At 70.6% G+C, this 18,528-nt stretch carries 19 protein-coding genes; 6 read left to right on the plus strand and 13 right to left on the minus strand.

Annotation, left to right across the window (positions count from 1 at the left end; all coding sequences use genetic code 11):
• Window positions 1–6: 6 nt before the first annotated feature.
• Window positions 7–525 carry a hypothetical protein gene (locus LXM64_RS15260; protein WP_234075494.1) on the plus strand — a complete coding sequence of 173 codons (519 nt, stop codon included), beginning with the start codon at window positions 7–9 and terminating at the stop codon, window positions 523–525.
• A 6-nt stretch (window positions 526–531) separates the two neighbouring features.
• Here LXM64_RS15260 and LXM64_RS15265 read toward each other — a convergent pair whose 3' ends face one another.
• The 5 genes from LXM64_RS15265 to LXM64_RS15285 form a co-directional block, all read right to left on the minus strand.
• Window positions 532–1,377: a UbiA family prenyltransferase gene (locus LXM64_RS15265; RefSeq protein WP_234073959.1), complete on the minus strand. Its 846-nt coding sequence runs from the start codon at window positions 1,375–1,377 to the stop codon at window positions 532–534.
• 58 nt (window positions 1,378–1,435) lie between these two features.
• The gene (locus tag LXM64_RS15270) at window positions 1,436–1,969 is read right to left on the minus strand and encodes a putative immunity protein (RefSeq protein WP_234073960.1); all 534 of its coding nucleotides are present in this window, start codon (window positions 1,967–1,969) and stop codon (window positions 1,436–1,438) included.
• Between the two features lie 9 nt (window positions 1,970–1,978).
• Window positions 1,979–2,581: a class I SAM-dependent DNA methyltransferase gene (locus tag LXM64_RS15275; RefSeq protein WP_234073961.1), complete on the minus strand. Its 603-nt coding sequence runs from the start codon at window positions 2,579–2,581 to the stop codon at window positions 1,979–1,981.
• Window positions 2,582–2,697: 116 nt separating this feature from the next.
• A complete protein-coding gene (locus tag LXM64_RS15280) occupies window positions 2,698–3,300 on the minus strand; it encodes a response regulator transcription factor (protein ID WP_234073962.1) in 603 nt (200 codons plus the stop codon).
• Window positions 3,297–4,469, minus strand: a complete 1,173-nt coding sequence (locus tag LXM64_RS15285) for a sensor histidine kinase (protein WP_234073963.1) — start codon at window positions 4,467–4,469, stop codon at window positions 3,297–3,299. The genes LXM64_RS15280 and LXM64_RS15285 overlap by 4 nt, the downstream gene beginning before the upstream one ends.
• Before the next feature lie 151 nt (window positions 4,470–4,620).
• Here LXM64_RS15285 and LXM64_RS15290 point away from each other — a divergent pair, with 151 nt between their 5' ends.
• Complete coding sequence (locus tag LXM64_RS15290; RefSeq protein WP_234073964.1) at window positions 4,621–5,127, plus strand: small multidrug efflux protein; 507 nt, start codon at window positions 4,621–4,623, stop codon at window positions 5,125–5,127.
• 52 nt (window positions 5,128–5,179) lie between these two features.
• Here LXM64_RS15290 and LXM64_RS15295 read toward each other — a convergent pair whose 3' ends face one another.
• Window positions 5,180–7,387 (minus strand): ATP-dependent Clp protease ATP-binding subunit, encoded by a 2,208-nt coding sequence (locus LXM64_RS15295; RefSeq protein ID WP_234073965.1) that lies wholly within the window; start codon window positions 7,385–7,387, stop codon window positions 5,180–5,182.
• A gap of 167 nt (window positions 7,388–7,554) precedes the next feature.
• Here LXM64_RS15295 and LXM64_RS15300 point away from each other — a divergent pair, with 167 nt between their 5' ends.
• Window positions 7,555–8,124, plus strand: coding sequence for an ECF transporter S component (locus tag LXM64_RS15300; protein ID WP_234073966.1), 570 nt, complete (start codon window positions 7,555–7,557; stop codon window positions 8,122–8,124).
• Here the strand turns inward: LXM64_RS15300 and LXM64_RS15305 are convergent.
• Entirely contained in the window at window positions 8,076–8,753 is a 678-nt protein-coding gene (locus tag LXM64_RS15305) for a TetR/AcrR family transcriptional regulator (RefSeq protein ID WP_234073967.1), read from the minus strand. The two genes, LXM64_RS15300 and LXM64_RS15305, sit on opposite strands and share 49 nt — an antisense overlap.
• Window positions 8,754–8,976: 223 nt before the next feature.
• On the opposite strand from LXM64_RS15305, the gene LXM64_RS15310 reads away from it, so the two are divergent.
• Window positions 8,977–9,324, plus strand: a complete 348-nt coding sequence (locus LXM64_RS15310) for a DUF4870 domain-containing protein (protein WP_234073968.1) — start codon at window positions 8,977–8,979, stop codon at window positions 9,322–9,324.
• A 30-nt stretch (window positions 9,325–9,354) separates the two neighbouring features.
• On the opposite strand, the gene LXM64_RS15315 is transcribed toward LXM64_RS15310, so the two are convergent.
• Window positions 9,355–10,332, minus strand: a complete 978-nt coding sequence (locus LXM64_RS15315; protein WP_234073969.1) for a helix-turn-helix domain-containing protein — start codon at window positions 10,330–10,332, stop codon at window positions 9,355–9,357.
• A gap of 86 nt (window positions 10,333–10,418) precedes the next feature.
• Between LXM64_RS15315 and LXM64_RS15320 the strand changes: the two genes are divergently transcribed.
• The gene (locus LXM64_RS15320) at window positions 10,419–10,688 is read left to right on the plus strand and encodes a hypothetical protein (protein WP_234073970.1); all 270 of its coding nucleotides are present in this window, start codon (window positions 10,419–10,421) and stop codon (window positions 10,686–10,688) included.
• 27 nt (window positions 10,689–10,715) lie between these two features.
• On the opposite strand, the gene LXM64_RS15325 is transcribed toward LXM64_RS15320, so the two are convergent.
• On the minus strand, window positions 10,716–11,831 hold the full coding sequence (locus LXM64_RS15325) for a glycosyltransferase family 4 protein (RefSeq protein WP_234075495.1): 1,116 nt from the start codon (window positions 11,829–11,831) through the stop codon (window positions 10,716–10,718).
• A gap of 14 nt (window positions 11,832–11,845) precedes the next feature.
• Entirely contained in the window at window positions 11,846–13,063 is a 1,218-nt protein-coding gene (locus LXM64_RS15330; protein ID WP_234073971.1) for a glycosyltransferase, read from the minus strand.
• 108 nt (window positions 13,064–13,171) lie between these two features.
• On the opposite strand from LXM64_RS15330, the gene LXM64_RS15335 reads away from it, so the two are divergent.
• On the plus strand, window positions 13,172–13,765 hold the full coding sequence (locus LXM64_RS15335) for a hypothetical protein (protein WP_137418636.1): 594 nt from the start codon (window positions 13,172–13,174) through the stop codon (window positions 13,763–13,765).
• Window positions 13,766–13,797: 32 nt separating this feature from the next.
• Here LXM64_RS15335 and LXM64_RS15340 read toward each other — a convergent pair whose 3' ends face one another.
• The 3 genes from LXM64_RS15340 to LXM64_RS15350 all read right to left on the minus strand — a co-directional run bounded on the left by LXM64_RS15340 (window position 13,798) and on the right by LXM64_RS15350 (window position 18,504).
• Complete coding sequence (locus LXM64_RS15340; RefSeq protein ID WP_234073972.1) at window positions 13,798–15,915, minus strand: ABC transporter ATP-binding protein; 2,118 nt, start codon at window positions 15,913–15,915, stop codon at window positions 13,798–13,800.
• Window positions 15,912–17,639: an ABC transporter ATP-binding protein gene (locus LXM64_RS15345; protein WP_234073973.1), complete on the minus strand. Its 1,728-nt coding sequence runs from the start codon at window positions 17,637–17,639 to the stop codon at window positions 15,912–15,914. The genes LXM64_RS15340 and LXM64_RS15345 overlap by 4 nt, the downstream gene beginning before the upstream one ends.
• 91 nt (window positions 17,640–17,730) lie before the next feature.
• Window positions 17,731–18,504: a potassium channel family protein gene (locus LXM64_RS15350; RefSeq protein ID WP_234073974.1), complete on the minus strand. Its 774-nt coding sequence runs from the start codon at window positions 18,502–18,504 to the stop codon at window positions 17,731–17,733.
• Window positions 18,505–18,528: the final 24 nt, after the last annotated feature.

The following is an 18,528-nucleotide window of genomic DNA, read 5'->3' on the forward strand; positions in this document are numbered from 1 at the left end:
GTGAGCATGCGACGGTTCAAAATCCTCGGCGCGTTGACCCTGGCCGCGGCTGCGCTGGTGCTGACGGCGTGCACCGCGGCGCCGGACGACCCGGCCGAGCCGGCCGGGTCGTCGAACCCGATCGCCACGCAGGCGCCCTCTGCGACTCCCGCTCCCGCGGCATCCGCCGACACCGCCGACGGCCCCGTCGAGAGCTTCCGCGCGTGGTTTGCGGCCACGCGCACCCCCGATCCCGCTGCGGCGTGCGCGGCGCTGTCGCCGGCCCTGGCGGAGCGGATGCTCGCCGAGCTGAACCAGAACGGGCTCGCTCTCAGCACCTGCGAGGAGATGATCCAGGCGACCTCGGAGCTCTACCGCGCGACCGGCCAGAGCGCCGACGTCGACGTGCAGGTGCAGTCCGAGACGGCCACCGACGCCACGCTGTTCGTCACCTACGGCGCGTCCGGCGATTGCGGCACCGTCGTGATGCACCGCGACGCCGCATCCTGGATCATCACGGACGAATCGCGGGAGTGCGCCGGATAGAACGGCTCAGGCGGTGAGCGAGCCGCCGGTCGCCACGAGTTGCACGGCGAGCAGCAGCGCGGCGCCCATCACGAGGCGGAACACGATGCGCCCGGGGCGACGGGCCCACGCGCAGCCCACGGCCACGACCGCCACGCCGACCACGGCGGCGAAGAAGACCCACGACACGATCGGCACCGCATCCCTCGCCGGCCCGAGTCGGACGGCCGCGGCGCCGCCGATGATCCCGACGCCCGCCAGGGCACCCGACCACCGCGCGCCGATCCGATGGGGCAGCCCGCGGATGCCGGTGCGTTGATCGTCATCGAGGTCCGGCAACACATTGGCCAGGTGCACCGCCGCCCCCAGTGACGCTCCGGCGGCGCTCGCCCACGGCGCGGCGAGCGCCGGCTCCGCGGCCGAGAGGGTCGCGAGCGACGGCAGGAGCCCGAAGCTGACGAGGAACGGCACGATCGAGAACGGCGTCGCCTTCAGCGGCGCGTTGTACAGCCACGCCGAGGCGATCGTCACCGCCTGGGCGGCCAGGAGCCCCGCTCCGAGCGGCGCGGACAGCAGGAGGGCGGCGGCGGCGGATGCGGCCGCCACGACCCAGGCGGTGTGCAGGCTCACGTCGCCGCGTGCGAGCGGCTTGTCGGTGCGACCCACGGCACGGTCGCGGCCCGCGTCGATCGCGTCGTTCGACAGCCCGATCGAGACCTGCCCCGCGAAGACGGCGACCGTCAGCAGCGCGATGCGCCATGCGTCGAGTCCGGCCGAGACACCGAGCGCCAGGGTGAGCACCGTGACGACCAGCGCAGGCCCCGGATGCGTGGACGCCCACAGCGCGCGCACGGTCGCCAGGGCACGGGTCATGCTCCGACCGTAAGCCGCCGCGTCCGTGTCGCGGCGCGGCTTGACGACGACGCGCCGCTCATCCGGCCGCGGTGATCTGCGCCTGGATGCGGGAGATCGCCTCGCCTAGACGCCCCCGCGCCAGCAGACCACCCGCGACCAGCGGGCCCGATGCATCGCCACCGACGGCCGGGAGCAGGCGCAGCGCAGCGCGCGCATCGGGGGCGAGAAGAGCGAGCTGCCCGTCGATCTCGCCGTCGAACGAACCGGGGATCGCCGCATCCGCCGCCACCGCGGCATAGGCGGCCGCCCCCAGCGCGTGCGCCCCCATGTGCGCGACGCCGGCCGCCTGCGCCGCGGAGCGGGCGGCCGCGATCGCCGCGGCGCCGGTCACCGCGTGCGCCGCCCGACCGGCGACGAACCGTCGCTTGATCTCCCCCGCCGCATCCAGCTCGCCGCGGGCGTACGCCCGGGCACGCGCGATGGCCTCGCGGGGCCGGTCGTCACCGGGGGCCTCCGCCTCGAACAGGGCGAGCACGCGCTCGGCGCACTCCGCCGCCCAGGCCGCGACCAGCCGGCGGTCGGCGTCGTCGAGCGACTGCGGGGATGGCATCGTTCCTGTCTACACCGCATCCGGCCGTCGGCACAGAATCGCACCGACCGGGCGTTCGCCCCGGGTCGCGCGTCGGTGCGTCTCGACGATCTCGAACCCCGCACGCTCGAGCCGCCGTTCCAGCTCCGCGGCGGGCCAGCGCCACGCGCCGACGACCGCGTGATCGAACGGTTCGAGGGCATCCGCGTCGAAGAACCCGAGCACGAGCGTGCCGCCGGGGCGCAGCACCCGCGCGAACTCGGCGAACGGCACGTCGATCACCGCCGGCGCGTGGTGGATGGTCGAGAACCACGCGAGGATGCCGCCCAACGCCGCGTCCGGCTCGTCGATTGCGTCGACGGTCCCGAGATCGAATCGGATGCCGGGGTGGTCCGTTCGGGCCGTCTCGACGAACTCCCGCGTCAGGTCGATGCCCCGCACGTCGAGCCCGCGCTCGGCGAGGTGCGCGCTCCAGTGGCCGGGGCCGCATCCCGCATCCAGGACCCGGCCGCGGACGCCGGCGGCCCAGGTCTCGACCAGCCGGCGGTCGGAGGGATGGACGGCTGCCATCGTCCCCAGAACCCGCGTGTACTCGGCGGCCCGCCGGTCGTACGCCTCGGCCACATCCGTCACCCGTCGAGCGTAGCGGCGCCCCCTCATCAGGAGATCTCCCTCCCACAGGACGATTCGCAAAGGATCATCCTGCGCCGTGGCGCTCTCCTGATGAAGGATGCGGCGCACCCGCCCCCTCAGATCCAGCCGCGCTCCTGCGCGCGCAGCAGCGCCTGCTGTCGCGTCTCGAGGTGCAGCTTGCCGAGGATGGAGGAGACGTGGTTGCGCACGGTGCCGGGCGACAGGTGCAGGGTGCGGGCGATCGTGGCGATCGTCTGCCCCTCGGACCCGGCCCGCAGCACGTCGAGCTCCCGATCGGTGAGAGGGCTCCGCTCGTCGGCGAGCGCATCGGCGGCGATCTCCGGATCGACGTACCGGCGCCCCGCGGCGACCTGGCGGATGACGTCGGCGACGTCCTGCGCCGGCCGGGACTTCGGCAGGAACCCGTCGACGCCCGCCTGCAGCGCACGCCGCAGCACGCCCGGTCGCGCGTGCCGCGTCACCGCGACGACCCGCGAGCGCGTCTGCTTGCGCACCCGCGCGGCCGCGTCGATGCCGTCCAGGCCCGGCATCTCGACGTCGAACAGACACACGTCGGGCTGCAGGCGCAGCGCCGCAGCGACCGCTTGCTCTCCGTCGACGCACTCACCGACCACCTCGATGTCCTGCTCCAGGCGCAGCAGCGCGGCGAGCGCGGTGCGGATCATGTCCTCGTCGTCGGCGAGGAGCACCCGGATCATGCTCCGACCCCCGTCGGCACGTGCGCGTCCAGGACGAACACGTCACCGTCGGACTCGGTCAAGAGCGCTCCCTGCGCCTCGGCGAGACGAGCCGCCATGCCGTCGATCCCCGTACCCTGGCCGGCGGCCGTGTCGCCGCGATCGTTCTCGGCCCGGTACCGCCAGCCGCCCGCGTCACGCTCCAACGAGAGCCGCGCGAAGCGTCCGCCGCCGTGCTTGAGGATGTTGGTCGTGCTCTCGCGCACGACAGGGCCGAGCGTGTCGCTCGGCGCGCCCGCCGCATCCGGGCTCACGGCGAGCTCGACCTCGAGACCCGCCGCGCGCAGGAGGTCTGCGGCGTTGGCCAGCTCATCCGGGAGCGGAACGCCGCGGAAGCGCGCGGCGAGCGCCCTCGTGCCCACGCGCGCCTCGTCCACCTCGCGGCGCGCGGCACGGATGTGCTCGAGGGCGGCGGGCGGGTCGGCGCTCAGGCGTTCGGCGAGCTCGAGCTGCAGCGCGACGACCTGCAGATGGTGGCCCTGCAGGTCGTGCACGTCGCTCGCCAGGCGCAGCCGTTCCTGGGTCGCGGCGAGCTTCGCCTCGGTGAGGCGGGCGCGGTCGAGCTCGCGCACGATGTCCCACCACCAGAGCATGCTGACGACGGTGATCGGCAACGCCACGGGGAACATGAAGAGCACGAAGATCGGGCCGTAGACGAGGGTCGCCTCGCCGTCGACGGCGCGGAGGTACTCGATCACCGCGACGGCGGCCAGCACGACGGTGACGAGCCCCGTGACCCGGGCCCGCACGCCCCTCGGCCACGGCAGGGTGCACACGAGCGCTCCCACCAGGGCCAGCGCCAGCGTGATGCTCCCGGTCACGAGCCCGACCGCGATGGCAGCCGCAGCACCGAGAGCGAACGCGGCGAAGCGCACCCAGCGGCGGCTTCCCGCCGCATCCGCCCGGAAGTAGTCCAGACCCGTCATGACGAACGCCACGAGCCACGCGACGGATGCGGCCACGAACACGACCAGCTCCGCGGCGGACGCGGTGACCCACGTCGGAATGGCCCACACCGTCAGGGTGCCGACGGCGAAGAACACAGCGGACGAGAACGTGTACCACCACGTCGCGCGCACGCCGCGACCGACGGCGGGCTCGGCAGCGGCCGGAGGTGATGAAGCGCTCACGCCGACCAGGCTACGGGCATGACAAAAGTCATGCCCGAGCTGCCCTTTCCTCCCCGCCGGAGGTGACGTGGTGGCACTGCCGGCGACGGCCCGTGCCCGGTGGGATGGAGATGTTCCCCCGACCGAGCACGCCACCACTGACGGAGCCGACATGCACGATCTCATCGCAGGATTCCAGAACCTCATCGCCGCCGTCCCCGAGCTGGTGCAGCCGCTGATCGTCGCACTCGCGGGCGCCGTCCCGTTCGTCGAGGGCGAGGGCGCGACCGTCATCGGCATCGTCGGCGGAATCCACCCGATCGTCGCGGCCGTGGCCGCCGCCGTCGGCAACTTCGTCTGCGTGGCGATCGTGGTGCTCCTGGGGGCGGGCGTCCGCTCCGCCGTGACCTCCGGGCGCGTCGCCACCGCCGGCGGTCAGGTTCCCGAGACCTCGCCGCGCCGCGAGAAGTTCCAGCGCGCCTTCGTGCGCTACGGAGTGCCGGGCGTGAGCCTGCTCGGACCGCTGCTGCTTCCGACGCAGCTCACCTCCGCGATGCTCGCAGGGGCCGGCGTCGCCAAGGGACGGATCCTGGTGTGGCAGGCCATCGCCATCACGATGTGGACCGCCATCGCGACGCTCATCGTCACCGGAGTCTGGGCCTTCGCCGGCATCCTCTGAGAACGGGGGAGGCCCCGCATCCATCGGGATGCGGGGCCTCCCTTTCGGTCGATCAGTCGTCGAGCAGCTCGGCCTCGATGACGTCGTCATCGTCCGAGGCGGACTCGGATACGGCCGAGCCCGCGCTCGTCAGTACGAGCTGCGAACCGTCGGCGGCGACGTCCACCCGCACGACGTCGCCGTCGTGCACGCCGCCCGAGAGGATCGCCATCGCCAGGCGGTCCTGGATCTCGGACTGGATGAGCCGGCGCAGCGGCCGGGCGCCGAACACCGGGTCGTAGCCGCGCTCGGCGAGCCACGCGCGGGCGTCCGGGGTGACCGCGAGCGTGAGTCGACGGTCCTTCAGCCGGCGCTGCAGCGCATCCACCGACAGCTCCACGATCTGCGCGAGGTCGTCCTGGCTCAGCGCCTGGAACATCACGATGTCGTCGAGGCGGTTGAGGAACTCGGGACGGAAGGCCTGCCGCAGCAGCACCTGCACCTGCTCGCGCTTCTGCTCGATCGTCAGCATCGGATCGATCAGGATCGGTGAGCCGAGGTTCGAGGTGAGGATCAGGATGACGTTGCGGAAGTCGACGGTGCGCCCCTGGCCGTCGGTGAGACGCCCGTCGTCCATGACCTGCAGCAGCACGTCGAAGACCTCCGGATGCGCCTTCTCGACCTCGTCGAGCAGCACGACGGAGTAGGGACGGCGACGCACGGCCTCGGTCAGCTGACCGCCCTGCTCGTAGCCGATGTAGCCGGGAGGAGCGCCGACCAGGCGCGAGACGGAGTGCTTCTCGCCGTACTCCGACATGTCGATGCGCACCATGGCGTGCTCGTCGTCGAAGAGGAACTCAGCGAGGGCCTTCGCGAGCTCGGTCTTGCCGACGCCGGTGGGCCCCAGGAACAGGAACGAGCCCGTGGGACGGTTCGGGTCGCTGATGCCCGCACGCGAGCGGCGCACCGCATCCGAGACCGCCTTCACGGCCTCCTTCTGACCGATCAGACGCTTGCCGAGCTCGGCCTCCAGATGCACGAGCTTCTCGCTCTCGCCCTGCAGCAGACGCCCCACCGGGATGCCGGTCCACGCCGCGATCACCGAGGCGATGTCCTCGTCGGTGACCTGGTCGTTCACCATCCGGTCGCCGGTCGACTCCGCCTGTTCGGCCACCCCGAGCTCGCGCTCCAGCGCGGGGATCTCGGCGTACAGCAGCCGCGACGCGCGCTCGAGGTTGCCCTCGCGCTGCGCGCGTTCGGCATCGATGCGCGCCGCATCCAGTCGGGTCTTGAGTTCACCGACGCGGTTGAGCGAGGCGCGCTCGTGCTCCCACCGCGCCTGCAGTTCACCGAGGCGCTCCTGCTCGACGCGGAGGTCCTCGCGGAGTTTCTCGAGGCGCTCCTTCGAGGCCGCGTCCTTCTCCTTCTTGAGCGCGAGCTCCTCGAGCTTCAGTCGGTCGACGTGGCGACGCAGCTCATCGATCTCCAGCGGCGCGGAGTCGATCTCCATGCGCAGACGCGACGCGGCCTCGTCGATCAGGTCGATCGCCTTGTCAGGCAGCTGCCGCGACGGGATGTAGCGGTTCGACAACGCGGCGGCCGCGACCAGCGCGCCGTCCGCGATGGCCACCTTGTGGTGGGCCTCGTAGCGCTCCTTCAGCCCGCGAAGGATGGCGACGGTGTCCTCGACCGTGGGCTCGCCCACGTAAACCTGCTGGAAACGGCGCTCGAGGGCCGCATCCTTCTCGATGAACTCGCGGTACTCGTCGAGGGTCGTCGCACCGATCAGCCGCAGCTCACCGCGCGCGAGCATCGGCTTGAGCATGTTGGATGCGGCCACGGAGCCCTCGCCGCCGCCCGCACCCATGAGCACGTGGAGCTCGTCGATGAACGTGATGATGCGCCCGTCGGACTCGGTGATCTCCTTGAGGACGCTCTTGAGGCGCTCCTCGAACTGGCCGCGGTACATGGCGCCTGCCACCAGCGCGGAGATGTCGAGGGAGACGAGCTCCTTGTTCTTGAGGCTCTCGGCGACGTCACCGGCGACGATGCGCTGCGCGAGGCCCTCGACCACGGCGGTCTTTCCGACGCCGGGCTCGCCGATGAGGACGGGGTTGTTCTTGGTGCGGCGGGTCAGCACCTGGCTGACGCGCCGGATCTCGCTGTCGCGTCCGATGACGGGGTCGAGCTTGCCCTGGCGAGCGCGTTCGGTGAGGTTGATGCCGAACTGCTCGAGGGCGCTTTGCGACTCCTCCTGCCCGGGCTGTTGTGTGGCGTTCATGTGTTCTCCTGAAATCTCCGGGACTCAAACTTGAGTCTCACAGGCTCAAGTTTATCACCGAGGGCCTTCGGGCACCAGAGGGCACCGCAGATGAGTGTTCGTCACGTAGCCGCCCGCGCGGTCGACGCAGCGGCTACGGTGCTGCGGTGATCCGCCGAGCCTCACGCATGCCCCTGACGACCCGCGTGCTCCTCAGCTGCGCCGCGATCGGCGCTGCCGCCGCCGTGCTCCTGACGGTCGCGAACCTCACCGCGAAGCTCCTGATCCCGGTGTTCCCGCCGTCGGCGTACATCCTCGCCGGACTTTGGGCCGCGCCCGCGACACTCGCGCTGGCGCTGCTTCGCCGCCCGGGCGTCGGGGTTCTCACGGGTCTCGTCGCGGGACTGGCGATGACGCCCTTCAGTCCCCAGGGCGCCTACGTCATCCTCGCGACCCTCTGGTGGGGCGCCGCCTGCGAGCTGCCGTTCCTCGTCACGCGATACCGCCGGTGGACGCTCGTGCTGCATGTGTGCGGTGGCATCGTCGCCGGAGCCGCGAGCGTCGCGGTGTCGTACGCGACGGGCGTGATCACGCCCATGCCGCTCGCCGCACAGCTGCTCACGATCGCGCTGTCCGTCGTTGCGCCGACCGTCGCCGCCCTCGGCGGCGTGGCCCTCGCGGGGCGGCTGCGGCGAAGCGGCGTCGGCGATCAGTCCGCGAGCGGAGCCGCATCCAGCCGTTCCGCGACGACCGCCTGAGCGAAGGCGGCCGCCGCCTCCCGCATCCCGAGCCGCACGGCCAGGTGGAGCGTCTCGGGGTCGCCCGCCGCGTCTCGCTGGAACGCCGCCAGCACGAGGGCGTCGACCACCACGAACGCGCGCCCGAGCGCTGCGCGCGCATGCGGCGTCAGCGCCACGGCGTCCTGGCGCTCGAGCGCAACCACGACGTCGTCGAGGATCGTGAGGTCGGCGGGAGAATCACGGGCCGGGATGTCCACGAGCAGCCATCCCGCGGTGCGGATCGCTCGGAATGACGGGATGGTGCGGTACGCCGTGAGAAGCGACCGCACCAGCGCGTGGAACACGCTCTGCCCGTCCGGGTGCGGCTGCGCGAGGGCCATGGCGATGAGACGGCGCAGCAGCTGGAAGTTGCGTTCACCCAGCGCGACGATGACGGCTCTCGCATCCGGGAAGTATCGGTAGACGGTGCCGACCGAGGTGTGCGCCTCCTCTGCGACGAGGGCGGGCGTGAGCTCGATCGATCCCACCCGGTCGACGACGGATGCGGCAGCGCGCAGCAGTCCCTCCACCCGCTCGTTCGAGCGCTCCTGCACGGGAAGCCGCCGCAGGCGGGTGACCGGCGTCGGCCGGCTCAGACTGTGGGGCATGCGGGGCTCCTCCCTTCGCCGCGGTGGTGCGCGATCACGACGATGGGCGGTCCCATCCGCTTCCGATGCTCGCGCTCCGACACCGCGGACGTCAATCCTGCGGCGCCGGAGGTGACGATCACTCAGCGATGCACCCCCGGCCCGCCGATGGGACCGTACTCTCGCGTCGGCCCGCTACCCGTCGGGCGCACCCGCATCCGCACTCAGAGAGGAACATCCCCCCATGACCTCCACGCCCCAGCCCACCGCTGAGACCGGCTCCACTTCGCACACCCCGGCCGTGCTGACGCACCTGGGCGGCATCCTGTTCTCGTTCATCCCCAGCCTCATCGTCTTCCTCGTCCAGCGCGGGACCGGCTCGAACCTCTACGAGCAGGCCAAAGAGGCGCTCAACCTGCAGATCACGGTCTTCCTCGGGATGGTCGCGGCCGGCATCCTGGCGTTCATCATCAACGTGCCCGTGGGCGGGCTCGTGTGGATCGTCGGCGTCATCTTCGCGGTCATCGGCGCACGCGCCGCCGCCAAGGGCGAGCTGTACCGCAACCGCAGCATCCTGCGCCTGATCAACTGAGACGCAGCAGCCTGCCGCTCAGCGCGACGATCATGCGACGGCGGCGACCACCTCATCGACCGGGCACGCGAACCGGGAGCGATAGGCGGTCGGCGTCGTCGCCAGCACGCGCGTGAAGTTCTGCCGCAGCACGGCCGCGGACCCGAACCCGCACTCGGCGGCGATGCGGTCGAGCCCGTAGTCGGTCTGCTCGAGCAGGCGCTGCGCGTGCAGCACCCGCTGGCGGGCCAGCCAGGATGCCGGCGTGGCACCCAGGTCGGCTTTGAAACGCCGCGCGAAGGTGCGAGGTGACATGTGCGCCTTCGCCGCGAGCTGCTCGACCGTCAGATCCTGGCGCAGATTCTGCACCATCCACTCCGTCACCGGGGCGAGCGAGAGCGACGCCGTCTGCGCGAGAGGTCGCGAGATGAACTGCGCCTGCCCGCCCTCGCGCTGCGGCGCCACGACCATGCGGCGCGCGATCGTGTTGGTCATCTCTGCGCCGAGCTCCTGTCGAAGCAGGTGCAGGCACGCGTCCAGTCCTGCCGCCGTCCCCGCGCTCGTGATGACCTTCCCGTCCTGCACGTAGAGCACGTCCGGGTCGATGTCGAGGCTCGGGAACAGCTCGGACATCCGGTCGGTGTACTTCCAGTGCGTCGTCGCGCGGCGTCCGTCGAGAACACCGGATGCGGCGAGCACGAACGACCCGCTGCACACGCTCAGCAGCCAGGCGTTGCGGCGCTCCGCCCGGCGCAGCACGTCTGCGAGCCGCGCGTCGATCGTGCCCCAGGTGTCGCGGGGCACGGGAGTGACGACTACCAGATCGGCCTCGTCCGCGAACGACAGATCATGCTCGACGTTGATCGAGAAGCCGAGGTTGGACATGATCGCGCCCGGTTCGATGGCGCAGACGCGGAAGTCGAACATCGGGATGCCGTCGTCGGTGCGATCGAGGCCGAACGCCTCGCATGCGAGTCCGAATTCGAACGGGGTGAACCCGTGCTGGACGACGACGGCGACGGTTCTCATGGGCCCTCCGTGGTTGGCAGGATTAATGCGCTCATGGGCAATTCTGCCAGTCGTGGCACGATCTCACAACACGTAGCTTTTCTGCCATGATCGCACTCATCGTCCTCGGCATCCTCTCGATCGTGGCCATCGTCGCCACCGTCATCGCCGTCGCGCGAGACGGTTACGGCCCGGTGCGCACCGACTGGAGCCGCCTCCCGGACCGCGACGAGCCCGTCGCCCCCTCATCCTCCGTGGCCCCCTCGACCAGCGAGGTACCTTCGACCCGCGTTCGAGGGACCCGAGTCGCGACCACGGCGCCCGAAACATCGCACGTCGCCTCCCTCGAACACGTCAGCACCGCCGCCCGCGCGTGATTCCGGGACCGACCGCCGGGAGGCGGGTCAGTCGCGCGCGGCGCGGGGGTGCGGGGTCATCGCGCGCACGGTGTCGAGCAGGATGCGGGCCGAGCGCCCCCAGGAGAACCGCGCCACGTGCTCCCGTCCGGCGGCGATGGTCGCGGCGCGCACATCGGGATCGTCCAGCTCGGCGACGGCCGCGGCGAACGTCCGCGGGTCGTGCGGATCGACGTACAGGGCGCCGTCTCCGGCCACCTCGCGGAAGATCTCGAGGTCGGTGACGACGGCGGGAACACCCAGCTCCAGCGCCTCGGCGATGGGCAGGCCGTAGCCCTCGTCGAGGCTGGTGGTCGCGAGCACCGCCCGGTCCGCGAGGAGGCGCGCGTAATCCTCGTCGCTCACGCCGTTGTGGAACACGATGTCGGCGCCGTCGGGCGTGATCGCCTCGAGCTCGGCGCGGCGCTCGGCAGAGATCCGGCTGAGCAGGTGCAGAGTGCGGCCGGGAAGCGATGCCATAGCGCGCACGAGGTTCGCCACGTTCTTGTACGGCATGAACGAGCCCATGTAGACGACATTGCGCACGGGCCCGCTCGCGTCGACCGCGGCACCGTCGAGACGGTCGGCGAGGCGCTGCGGCGCGTTCGGGATCACGACCACGGGGCGCGACGTGAGTCTCACGGCCGCGAACTGCCGCTTGCTCGTCTCACTGACCGTGGCGACCACATCCGCCGCGTTGAGCGTCAGGCGCTGCGGAAGGTAGCTGAAGTGGAACAGGCGCCACCCGAGCCGCACGGGGGCGGGCAGGTCCTTCGGCGGCGTGCGGTGGCGGTAGTAGATCGTGTCGTGCAGCGTGAGGATGACACGGAATCGACGTCCACCGGTACCGATGGTCTGCATCGGGGAGAAGACGACATCCGGCGCGAAGCGGTTGAGCAGCCGTGCGGTGAAGGGCTCACGCCACGAGGTCGGCGCATGGATCGCCAGCGTCTGCGCCGCGTCCGGGAGCAGCGGGATCTGGCGCGCGTCGTGCACGAGGAACGTGACCTCGACGCCCGCATCCGCCGCGGCAGCCGCCACCGCTGCCGCGAGCTCCGCGGAGTAGCGGCTGATGCCGTCGTGGAAGTCCGTGCGGATGTACCGCGCGTCGAAGAACAGCCGCAGCGGCTCGGCTGCCGTCACGGCGCGACCGGCTGGCCCCGGTAGAGCTTCTCGAAGGTGTCGAGGGTGCGCGCGATGTCGTGGATCTCGACCCCCTTCAGGGACGCCTCCTGCATCGCGCGATACTCCTCGGGGGATGCGGTGAGCACCCGCGTGAGCTTCTCGGCGAGATCGTCGGCGTTCTGCGGCCGGAACAGCCAGCCGTTCTCGCCGTCGTGCACGAGGTGCGGGAGGGCAAGCGCGTCGGCGGCCACGACGGGAAGACCCGACGCCATCGCCTCCATCGTCGCGATCGACTGCAGCTCGGCGATCGAGGGCATCGCGAACACCGTCGCGCGAGTGAGGATGCGGCGCAGCTCCTCCTCTTCCACACGACCGTGGAACGTCACACGATCGGCGAGACCCAGCTGCTGCACGAGCGCGTCCAGCGACTTGCGCTGGTCACCCCCGCCGACGACCTCGACGGTGGCGTTGAGCGCGGGGTCGAGCTTGGTCACGGCCTGCAGCAGGGTGTCGACGTGCTTCTCGGTGGTGAGGCGCCCGACGAACAGGATGCGGTTCTCGTCGCGCGGCGACAGATCGGCCGTGTACCCGGAGGCGTCGATGCCGCAACTGATCGGGATCACGCCGCGGATGTCGATCGTGGCCTCGAGGAAGTCGGCCGCACGGCGCGTGGGGGTCGTGACCGCGCGCGCCATGTGGAAGGTGCGCGACGCGTCGTCCCACGCGAGCTTGACGAAGACCTTGTCGAGCACGGGCGGCAGCGTCGTGAAGTCGAGGATGTTCTCGGCCATGACGTGGTTGGTGGCGACGACCGGGATGCCCCGCTTACGCGCCTCGCGCGCGAGACCGCGACCGATGACGATGTGCGACTGAATGTGCACGACGTCCGGCTTCACGCTGTCGAGCACCTGTCGCGCGTAGTGCTTCGAGCGCCACGGCCAGACGAAACGGAGCCAGTCGTGCGGCTTCCAGCGCACGGCGGGGAGGCGGTGCACCGTGACCGGCACGCCCTCGATGACCTCGGTCGCCGGCGGGTACGTGCGGTACTTCAGGCCGGGGGCGACGACGTGCACGTCGTGGCCACGGCTCGCGAGACCGGCGGCGAGCCGCTCGGCGAAACGCGCGGCCCCGTTCACGTCGGGTGCGAACGTGTCGCAGCCGATGACGATCGTGAGGGGGCGTTCGGTATCCGGCGCCGGTTCGGGGACATCGGGCGTCGAGGGGGTAGTCACGTGTGGTGGCTGCCTCTCTGGGGGGTCGTATGCGGGGTGCGCAGGCATCTCGAGTCTACCGGAGCCCTCCCGAGCGCCACCGAGGCACCCCGCCCTACGCTGGTTGTCATGATGCGATTGCAGGCCGACGCCGATGAGACCCAGTGGGTCGCCGTCACCGAATCGTTGGGGTTGCGCGGCCGTCGTCACCGCAAGAAGGCGCTGCGGATGCTGATGGCACAGGGCTCACTCGCCACCGGCGCCGAGCAGCGTACCGGCAGCGGTTTCGCGGCCTGGCTCGTGAGCCAGGCGACGCCGTTGCTCATGAGGCGTGCCGCTGGACGCGTCCTGGCGTGGATGTGGCGCGCCGACCCCGAACTCGTCGTCGTGCTCGCGCAGGTGCAGGAGGCGACCCCGCAGTTGCGGACCGCCCGCGCCATGATGCCGATGGAGTACGACGACACCGAGGACTTCCGCAATCCGCACCTCGGTACGGGTGAACGCCTGCTGATGGACCTGCCGTCAAACCCGAAGGCGCCGCCGTTCGCGACCTACACGTGGGACATCGGCACGCACCTCGTCACGCTGACGGCGGTCTTCGGCGACCGCGAGCGGGTGAAGACCGCGGTCCCGGCCGTGGATGCCCTCGCCCGCACGCTGCGAGCGGTCGACGACCTGCCGATCGGCGAGTCGCCCGACATCCTGCGCATCGATCCGGCCTGACCGCCCGGTCACGACGGACCGGGCGGCCGGACTCAGCTGGAGGGAACGCCCGGCGCGGGCGGCGCCGACGGCGGTACCGGGGCCGAGGGAACGTCCTCGGCGGTCACCGACTCGGCCGCCGCATCCGTCGTCGCCTCCGGCGCCACGGCGGGCTCCTCGACCAGCTCGGCGGCCGCCTGCTCGAACTGCGAGCGGTACAGACGCCAGTAGGCGCCCTCGGCGGCGATGAGCTGCTCGTGCGTGCCCTGTTCGACGATGTCGCCGTGCTCCATCACGAGGATGAGGTCGGCGTCGCGGATCGTCGAGAGCCGGTGCGCGATCACGAAGGAGGTGCGTCCCTCGCGCAGCGCCGCCATGGCGTGCTGCAGCAGGAGCTCGGTACGGGTGTCGACCGAGCTGGTGGCCTCGTCGAGGATCAGCACCTCGGGACGCGCCACGAACGCGCGGGCGATCGTGATGAGCTGCTTCTCTCCGGCGGAGACGTTCGCCGCATCCTCATCGAGCACCGTGTCGTACCCGTCGGGGAGCGTCTGGACGAACGGGTCGACGCGAGTCGCGACGGCGGCTTCGATCACCTCTTCGTCGGTGGCGTCGGCGCGGCCGTAGCGGATGTTCTCGCGAATGGACCCTGCGAACAGCCACGGGTCCTGCAGCACCATGCCGGTGCGTGAGCGCACGTCGTCGCGGGTGAGTTCGGCGATGTCCTGCCCGTCGAGGAGGATGCGGCCGCCGTCGAGCTCGTAGAAGCGCATGATCAGGTTGACCAGCGTGGTCTTGCCGGCACCGGTGGGTCCGACGATCGCCACCGTCTGTCCCGGCTCGACGCGGAACGACAGGTCGGTGATGAGGGGCTTGTCCGGCGAGTACGAGAACGCGACGTTCTGGAACTCGATGACTCCGCGGCCTCCCGCGGGTGCGGGTGCGTCGTCGGAGTCGGGCTCCTGCTCCTCGGCGTCGAGCAGATCGAACACGCGCTCCGCGGATGCGGTACCCGACTGGATGACGGCCGCCATCCCACCCAGCTCCGACAGCGGCTGCGTGAACTGCTGCGAGTACTGGATGAACGCCTGCACGTCGCCGAGACGCAGCTGCCCCGACGCCACCATCAACGCACCGAGCACCGCGATGCCCACGTAGGTGAGGTTCCCGACGAACATCATGCCCGGCATGATGATGCCCGACAGGAACTGCGCACGGAAGCTCGCGCGATACAGCTCCTCGTTCTCGGCCTGGAACTTCTCGCGCGCATCCGCCTCGCGGCCGTAGACCTTGACGAGAGCGTGGCCCGAGAAGGACTCCTCGACGCGGGCGTTGAGCCGCCCCACCTTGCGCCACTGGAGCGCGAAGGACTTCTGCGACTTCGGCCCGATGACGCCGAAGATGACCGCCATGAGCGGCAGCGAGACGAGCGCCACGAGGGCGAGCTGCCACGAGATGGAGAACATCATCACGAGCACGCCGACGACCGTCAGAACCGACGTCACCACAGTCGAGAGCGACTGCTGCATCGTCTGGGTGATGTTGTCGATGTCGTTCGTGACGCGGGAGATGAGCTCGCCGCGCTGTACGCGGTCGAAGTACGACAGCGGCAGGCGGTTGATCTTCGCCTCGACGGACTCACGGAGGCGCCACATCGTGCGCACCATGATCACGTTGATGACGTAGCCCTGGAACCAGGTGAGCACGGCGGAGGCGATGTAGATCGCCAGGGCGGCCATGGTGACCACACGCAGTCGCTCGAAGTCGATGCCCGCGCCGACCGCGAAGTTCGGCATGGCTCCGACGATGTTGGCGATGTCGCCCTGCCCCGCCGCCTGCAGGGCGGCGACCACGTCGGCCTGCGAGGTGCCCGCGGGGAACTGACCGCCCAGACCCGCGGACACGACGCCCTCGAAGATGACGTTGGTCGCCTCGCCGAGAACGCGCGGGGCGATGACGGCGAGCACGACGCCGGCGGCGCCGGCGAGGGAGACGAGCGTGAAGGCGAGGGCGTGGGGCTTCAGCAGCCCGATGAGCCGCAGGAAGGACTTTCCGAAGTTCGCGGCCTTGCCGGGTGCGACGGAGTCCCAGCTGCCCGAGTTCTGGCGAGCCTGCTCGGCGAGCTCCAGTTCGAGGCGCTCTTCTTCGGTCAGTGCATCGGGCGTGCTCATGCGTCCACCCCCAGCTGCGATTCGACGATCTCTCGATACGTGTCGTTGTCGGCGAGCAGTTCGTCGTGCGTGCCCACACCCACCATGCGGCCGCCGTCGAGCACGACGATGCGGTCGGCGCCGGTGACGGTCGAGATCCGCTGCGCGACGACGATCTTGGTCACTTCCGGTAGGCGTTCCCAGAGCGCCTGGCGGAGCCTGGCGTCGGTGCGCAGGTCGAGCGCGGAGAACGAGTCGTCGAAGACGAAGAGGTCGGGGCGGTGCACGATGGCCCGGGCGATCGCGAGGCGCTGACGCTGGCCGCCCGACACGTTGGTGCCGCCCTGCGCGATGGTCGCCTCGAGTCCGCCGGCCATCTCGGACACGAAGTCCCTCGCCTGGGCGATCTCGAGCGCCTCCCACAGCTCGTCGTCGCTCGCATCCTCACGGCCGAAGCGGAGGTTGGAGGCCACGGTTCCGCTGAACAGGAAGGGACGTTGCGGCACGAGGCCGATGCCCTTCCACAGCAGGTCGAGATCCGCCTCGCGCACGTCGACGCCCGCCACCCGCACGGCACCGCCGGTGACGTCGAACAGTCGCGGGATGAGCGAGACGAGCGTGGACTTGCCGGAGCCGGTCGAACCGACGATCGCGACCGTTTCGCCCCGCGCCGCGTGGAACGAGATGCCCTGCAGCACGGGGGCGTTCGCGCCGGGATAGCTGAACGACACGTCGTCGAGCTCGAGGGCCCCGGGCGCGGGGAAGACCGTCACGGGCTGCGCCGGTCGGGCGAGCCCTCCCTCGGCGTCGAGCACCTCGCCGATGCGCTCGGCCGACACCGCAGCGCGCGGGATCATGATCGTCATGAAGCTCGCCATGAGCACGCCCATGAGGATCTGCCCGACGTACTGCATGAAGGCGAAGAGCGTTCCGACCTCGACGCCCCCGGCGTCGATCTGACGGCCGCCGAACCAGATCACCCCGACGACCGTGACGTTCAGCACCAGCATCGCGAGCGGGAACAGGAGGACGAAGAGCGATCCGACCTTGCGTCCGATGACCATGATGTCGGTGTTCGCGAGGCGGAAGCGCTCGGCCTCGATCGACTCGCGCACGAACGCGCGCACGACGCGCACGCCGGTGAGCTGCTCGCGCATGACGCGGTTGACGGCGTCGAGCTTCTTCTGGAACTGCCGGAACAGCGGCACCATGCGGGCGATGATGAGCCCCGCCACGATCAGCAGCGCGGGCACCGCCACCGCGATCAGCCAGCTCAGCCCCACATCCTGCTGCACCGCCATCACGATGCCGCCGATGGCCAACAGGGGGGCGGTGACGAGCATCGTGGAGCCCATCATCGCGAGCATCTGCACCTGCTGGACGTCGTTGGTGTTGCGGGTGATCAGCGAGCCCGGGCCGAACTGCGACACCTCGCGCTCGGAGAAGCCGCTGACCTTCTGGAACACGTCACGACGGATGTCGCGACCGGCCGACATCGCGGCACGGGCGGCGAAGAAGGTGGCGATGACGGATGCGGTGATCTGCCCGAGCGAGATCACCAGCATGATCGTGCCGGTCGACCAGATGTAGCCGGTGTCGCCGCGGGCCACGCCGTTGTCGATGATGTCGGCGTTCAGACGCGGCAGGTAGAGCGACGCCATGGCGGAGGCGAACTGGAAGACCAGCAGAGCCAGCAGCCACCAACGATAGGGCGCGAGATATCGCAGTAGGAGTTTTATGAGCACGGTGCCTCCCCAGGCAGGGCGCGGTTCACACGCCGTGCACAGAGTAGGCCGGAGCTCCAACACCCCGCATCCACCGCGGGGAGGATTTCGCTCAGGGCGTGGGCTTCTCCGCCGCGGCGAGCGCCGCGCGCGCCGCCGCGAGTTCCTGCTCGAGCCGCGCGACGTCGGCGCGGGTGGCGGGCAGCTGCTCCTGATGGCCGCGGGTGACGCGCTCCATGACCCACGACGAGAAGGTCGCGACGATGAGTCCCACGAGCACGACGCCGCCCACCATGAGCGCCACCGCGATGACGCGGCCCGGCACGGTGACGGGGGTGAAGTCGCCGTAGCCCACGGTCGTCACGGTGCAGAACGCCCACCACACCGCATCCCCGAAACTCCGGATGTTGCTGCCCGCCGCGTGACGTTCGACGTTGAGCACGGCGAGGGCCGCGGTCCAGATCAGCAACAGCGCTGCCGCGATGCCGTACACGAGCATCCTGGCCCGCAGGGAGCTTGCCGCGGTGCGGGTGAACGAAGGAATGCGCGTGAGCGCCCCGAGCAGACGGATCGGCCGCAGGATCGGCAGGAGCGCTACGGCGAGATCGAACAGGTGTGTGCGGAACCACCGCCACTTCGGACGCGACATCGCCAGACGCACGAGGTAGTCGCCGATGAACATCACCCAGGTGATCGTGAGGATCGACGAGGTGATGATCGCGGCGACCCCCGACACGTCGGCGATGACGTGCACCGTCTGGGTCAGGATGAACACGAGCGCCGCGATCGTCAGCGGCCAGTACGTCATCCGCTCCCACCGCGCCGTGGCCGCGGTCTCACCGCGCGGGTTCACCCCCGCGCTGCGCTGCTGCCCATCCCCGTGCACACCTGCACTCTAGAGCGCACCCGC

Source organism: Microbacterium binotii (genome assembly GCF_021398715.1).
Classification (GTDB): domain Bacteria; phylum Actinomycetota; class Actinomycetes; order Actinomycetales; family Microbacteriaceae; genus Microbacterium; species Microbacterium binotii_A.

Excerpts from the sequence above, each read along its gene's own strand:
- LXM64_RS15260 (WP_234075494.1), top strand. The coding sequence starts at position 7 with ATGCGACGGTTCAAAATCCTCGGCGCGTTGACCCTGGCCGCGGCTGCG.
- LXM64_RS15265 (WP_234073959.1), bottom strand. The coding sequence starts at position 1,377 with ATGACCCGTGCCCTGGCGACCGTGCGCGCGCTGTGGGCGTCCACGCAT.
- LXM64_RS15270 (WP_234073960.1), bottom strand. The coding sequence starts at position 1,969 with ATGCCATCCCCGCAGTCGCTCGACGACGCCGACCGCCGGCTGGTCGCG.
- LXM64_RS15280 (WP_234073962.1), bottom strand. The coding sequence starts at position 3,300 with ATGATCCGGGTGCTCCTCGCCGACGACGAGGACATGATCCGCACCGCG.
- LXM64_RS15290 (WP_234073964.1), top strand. The coding sequence starts at position 4,621 with ATGCACGATCTCATCGCAGGATTCCAGAACCTCATCGCCGCCGTCCCC.
- LXM64_RS15295 (WP_234073965.1), bottom strand. The coding sequence starts at position 7,387 with ATGAACGCCACACAACAGCCCGGGCAGGAGGAGTCGCAAAGCGCCCTC.
- LXM64_RS15300 (WP_234073966.1), top strand. The coding sequence starts at position 7,555 with ATGCCCCTGACGACCCGCGTGCTCCTCAGCTGCGCCGCGATCGGCGCT.
- LXM64_RS15305 (WP_234073967.1), bottom strand. The coding sequence starts at position 8,753 with ATGCCCCACAGTCTGAGCCGGCCGACGCCGGTCACCCGCCTGCGGCGG.
- LXM64_RS15310 (WP_234073968.1), top strand. The coding sequence starts at position 8,977 with ATGACCTCCACGCCCCAGCCCACCGCTGAGACCGGCTCCACTTCGCAC.
- LXM64_RS15315 (WP_234073969.1), bottom strand. The coding sequence starts at position 10,332 with ATGAGAACCGTCGCCGTCGTCGTCCAGCACGGGTTCACCCCGTTCGAA.
- LXM64_RS15320 (WP_234073970.1), top strand. The coding sequence starts at position 10,419 with ATGATCGCACTCATCGTCCTCGGCATCCTCTCGATCGTGGCCATCGTC.
- LXM64_RS15335 (WP_137418636.1), top strand. The coding sequence starts at position 13,172 with ATGATGCGATTGCAGGCCGACGCCGATGAGACCCAGTGGGTCGCCGTC.
- LXM64_RS15340 (WP_234073972.1), bottom strand. The coding sequence starts at position 15,915 with ATGAGCACGCCCGATGCACTGACCGAAGAAGAGCGCCTCGAACTGGAG.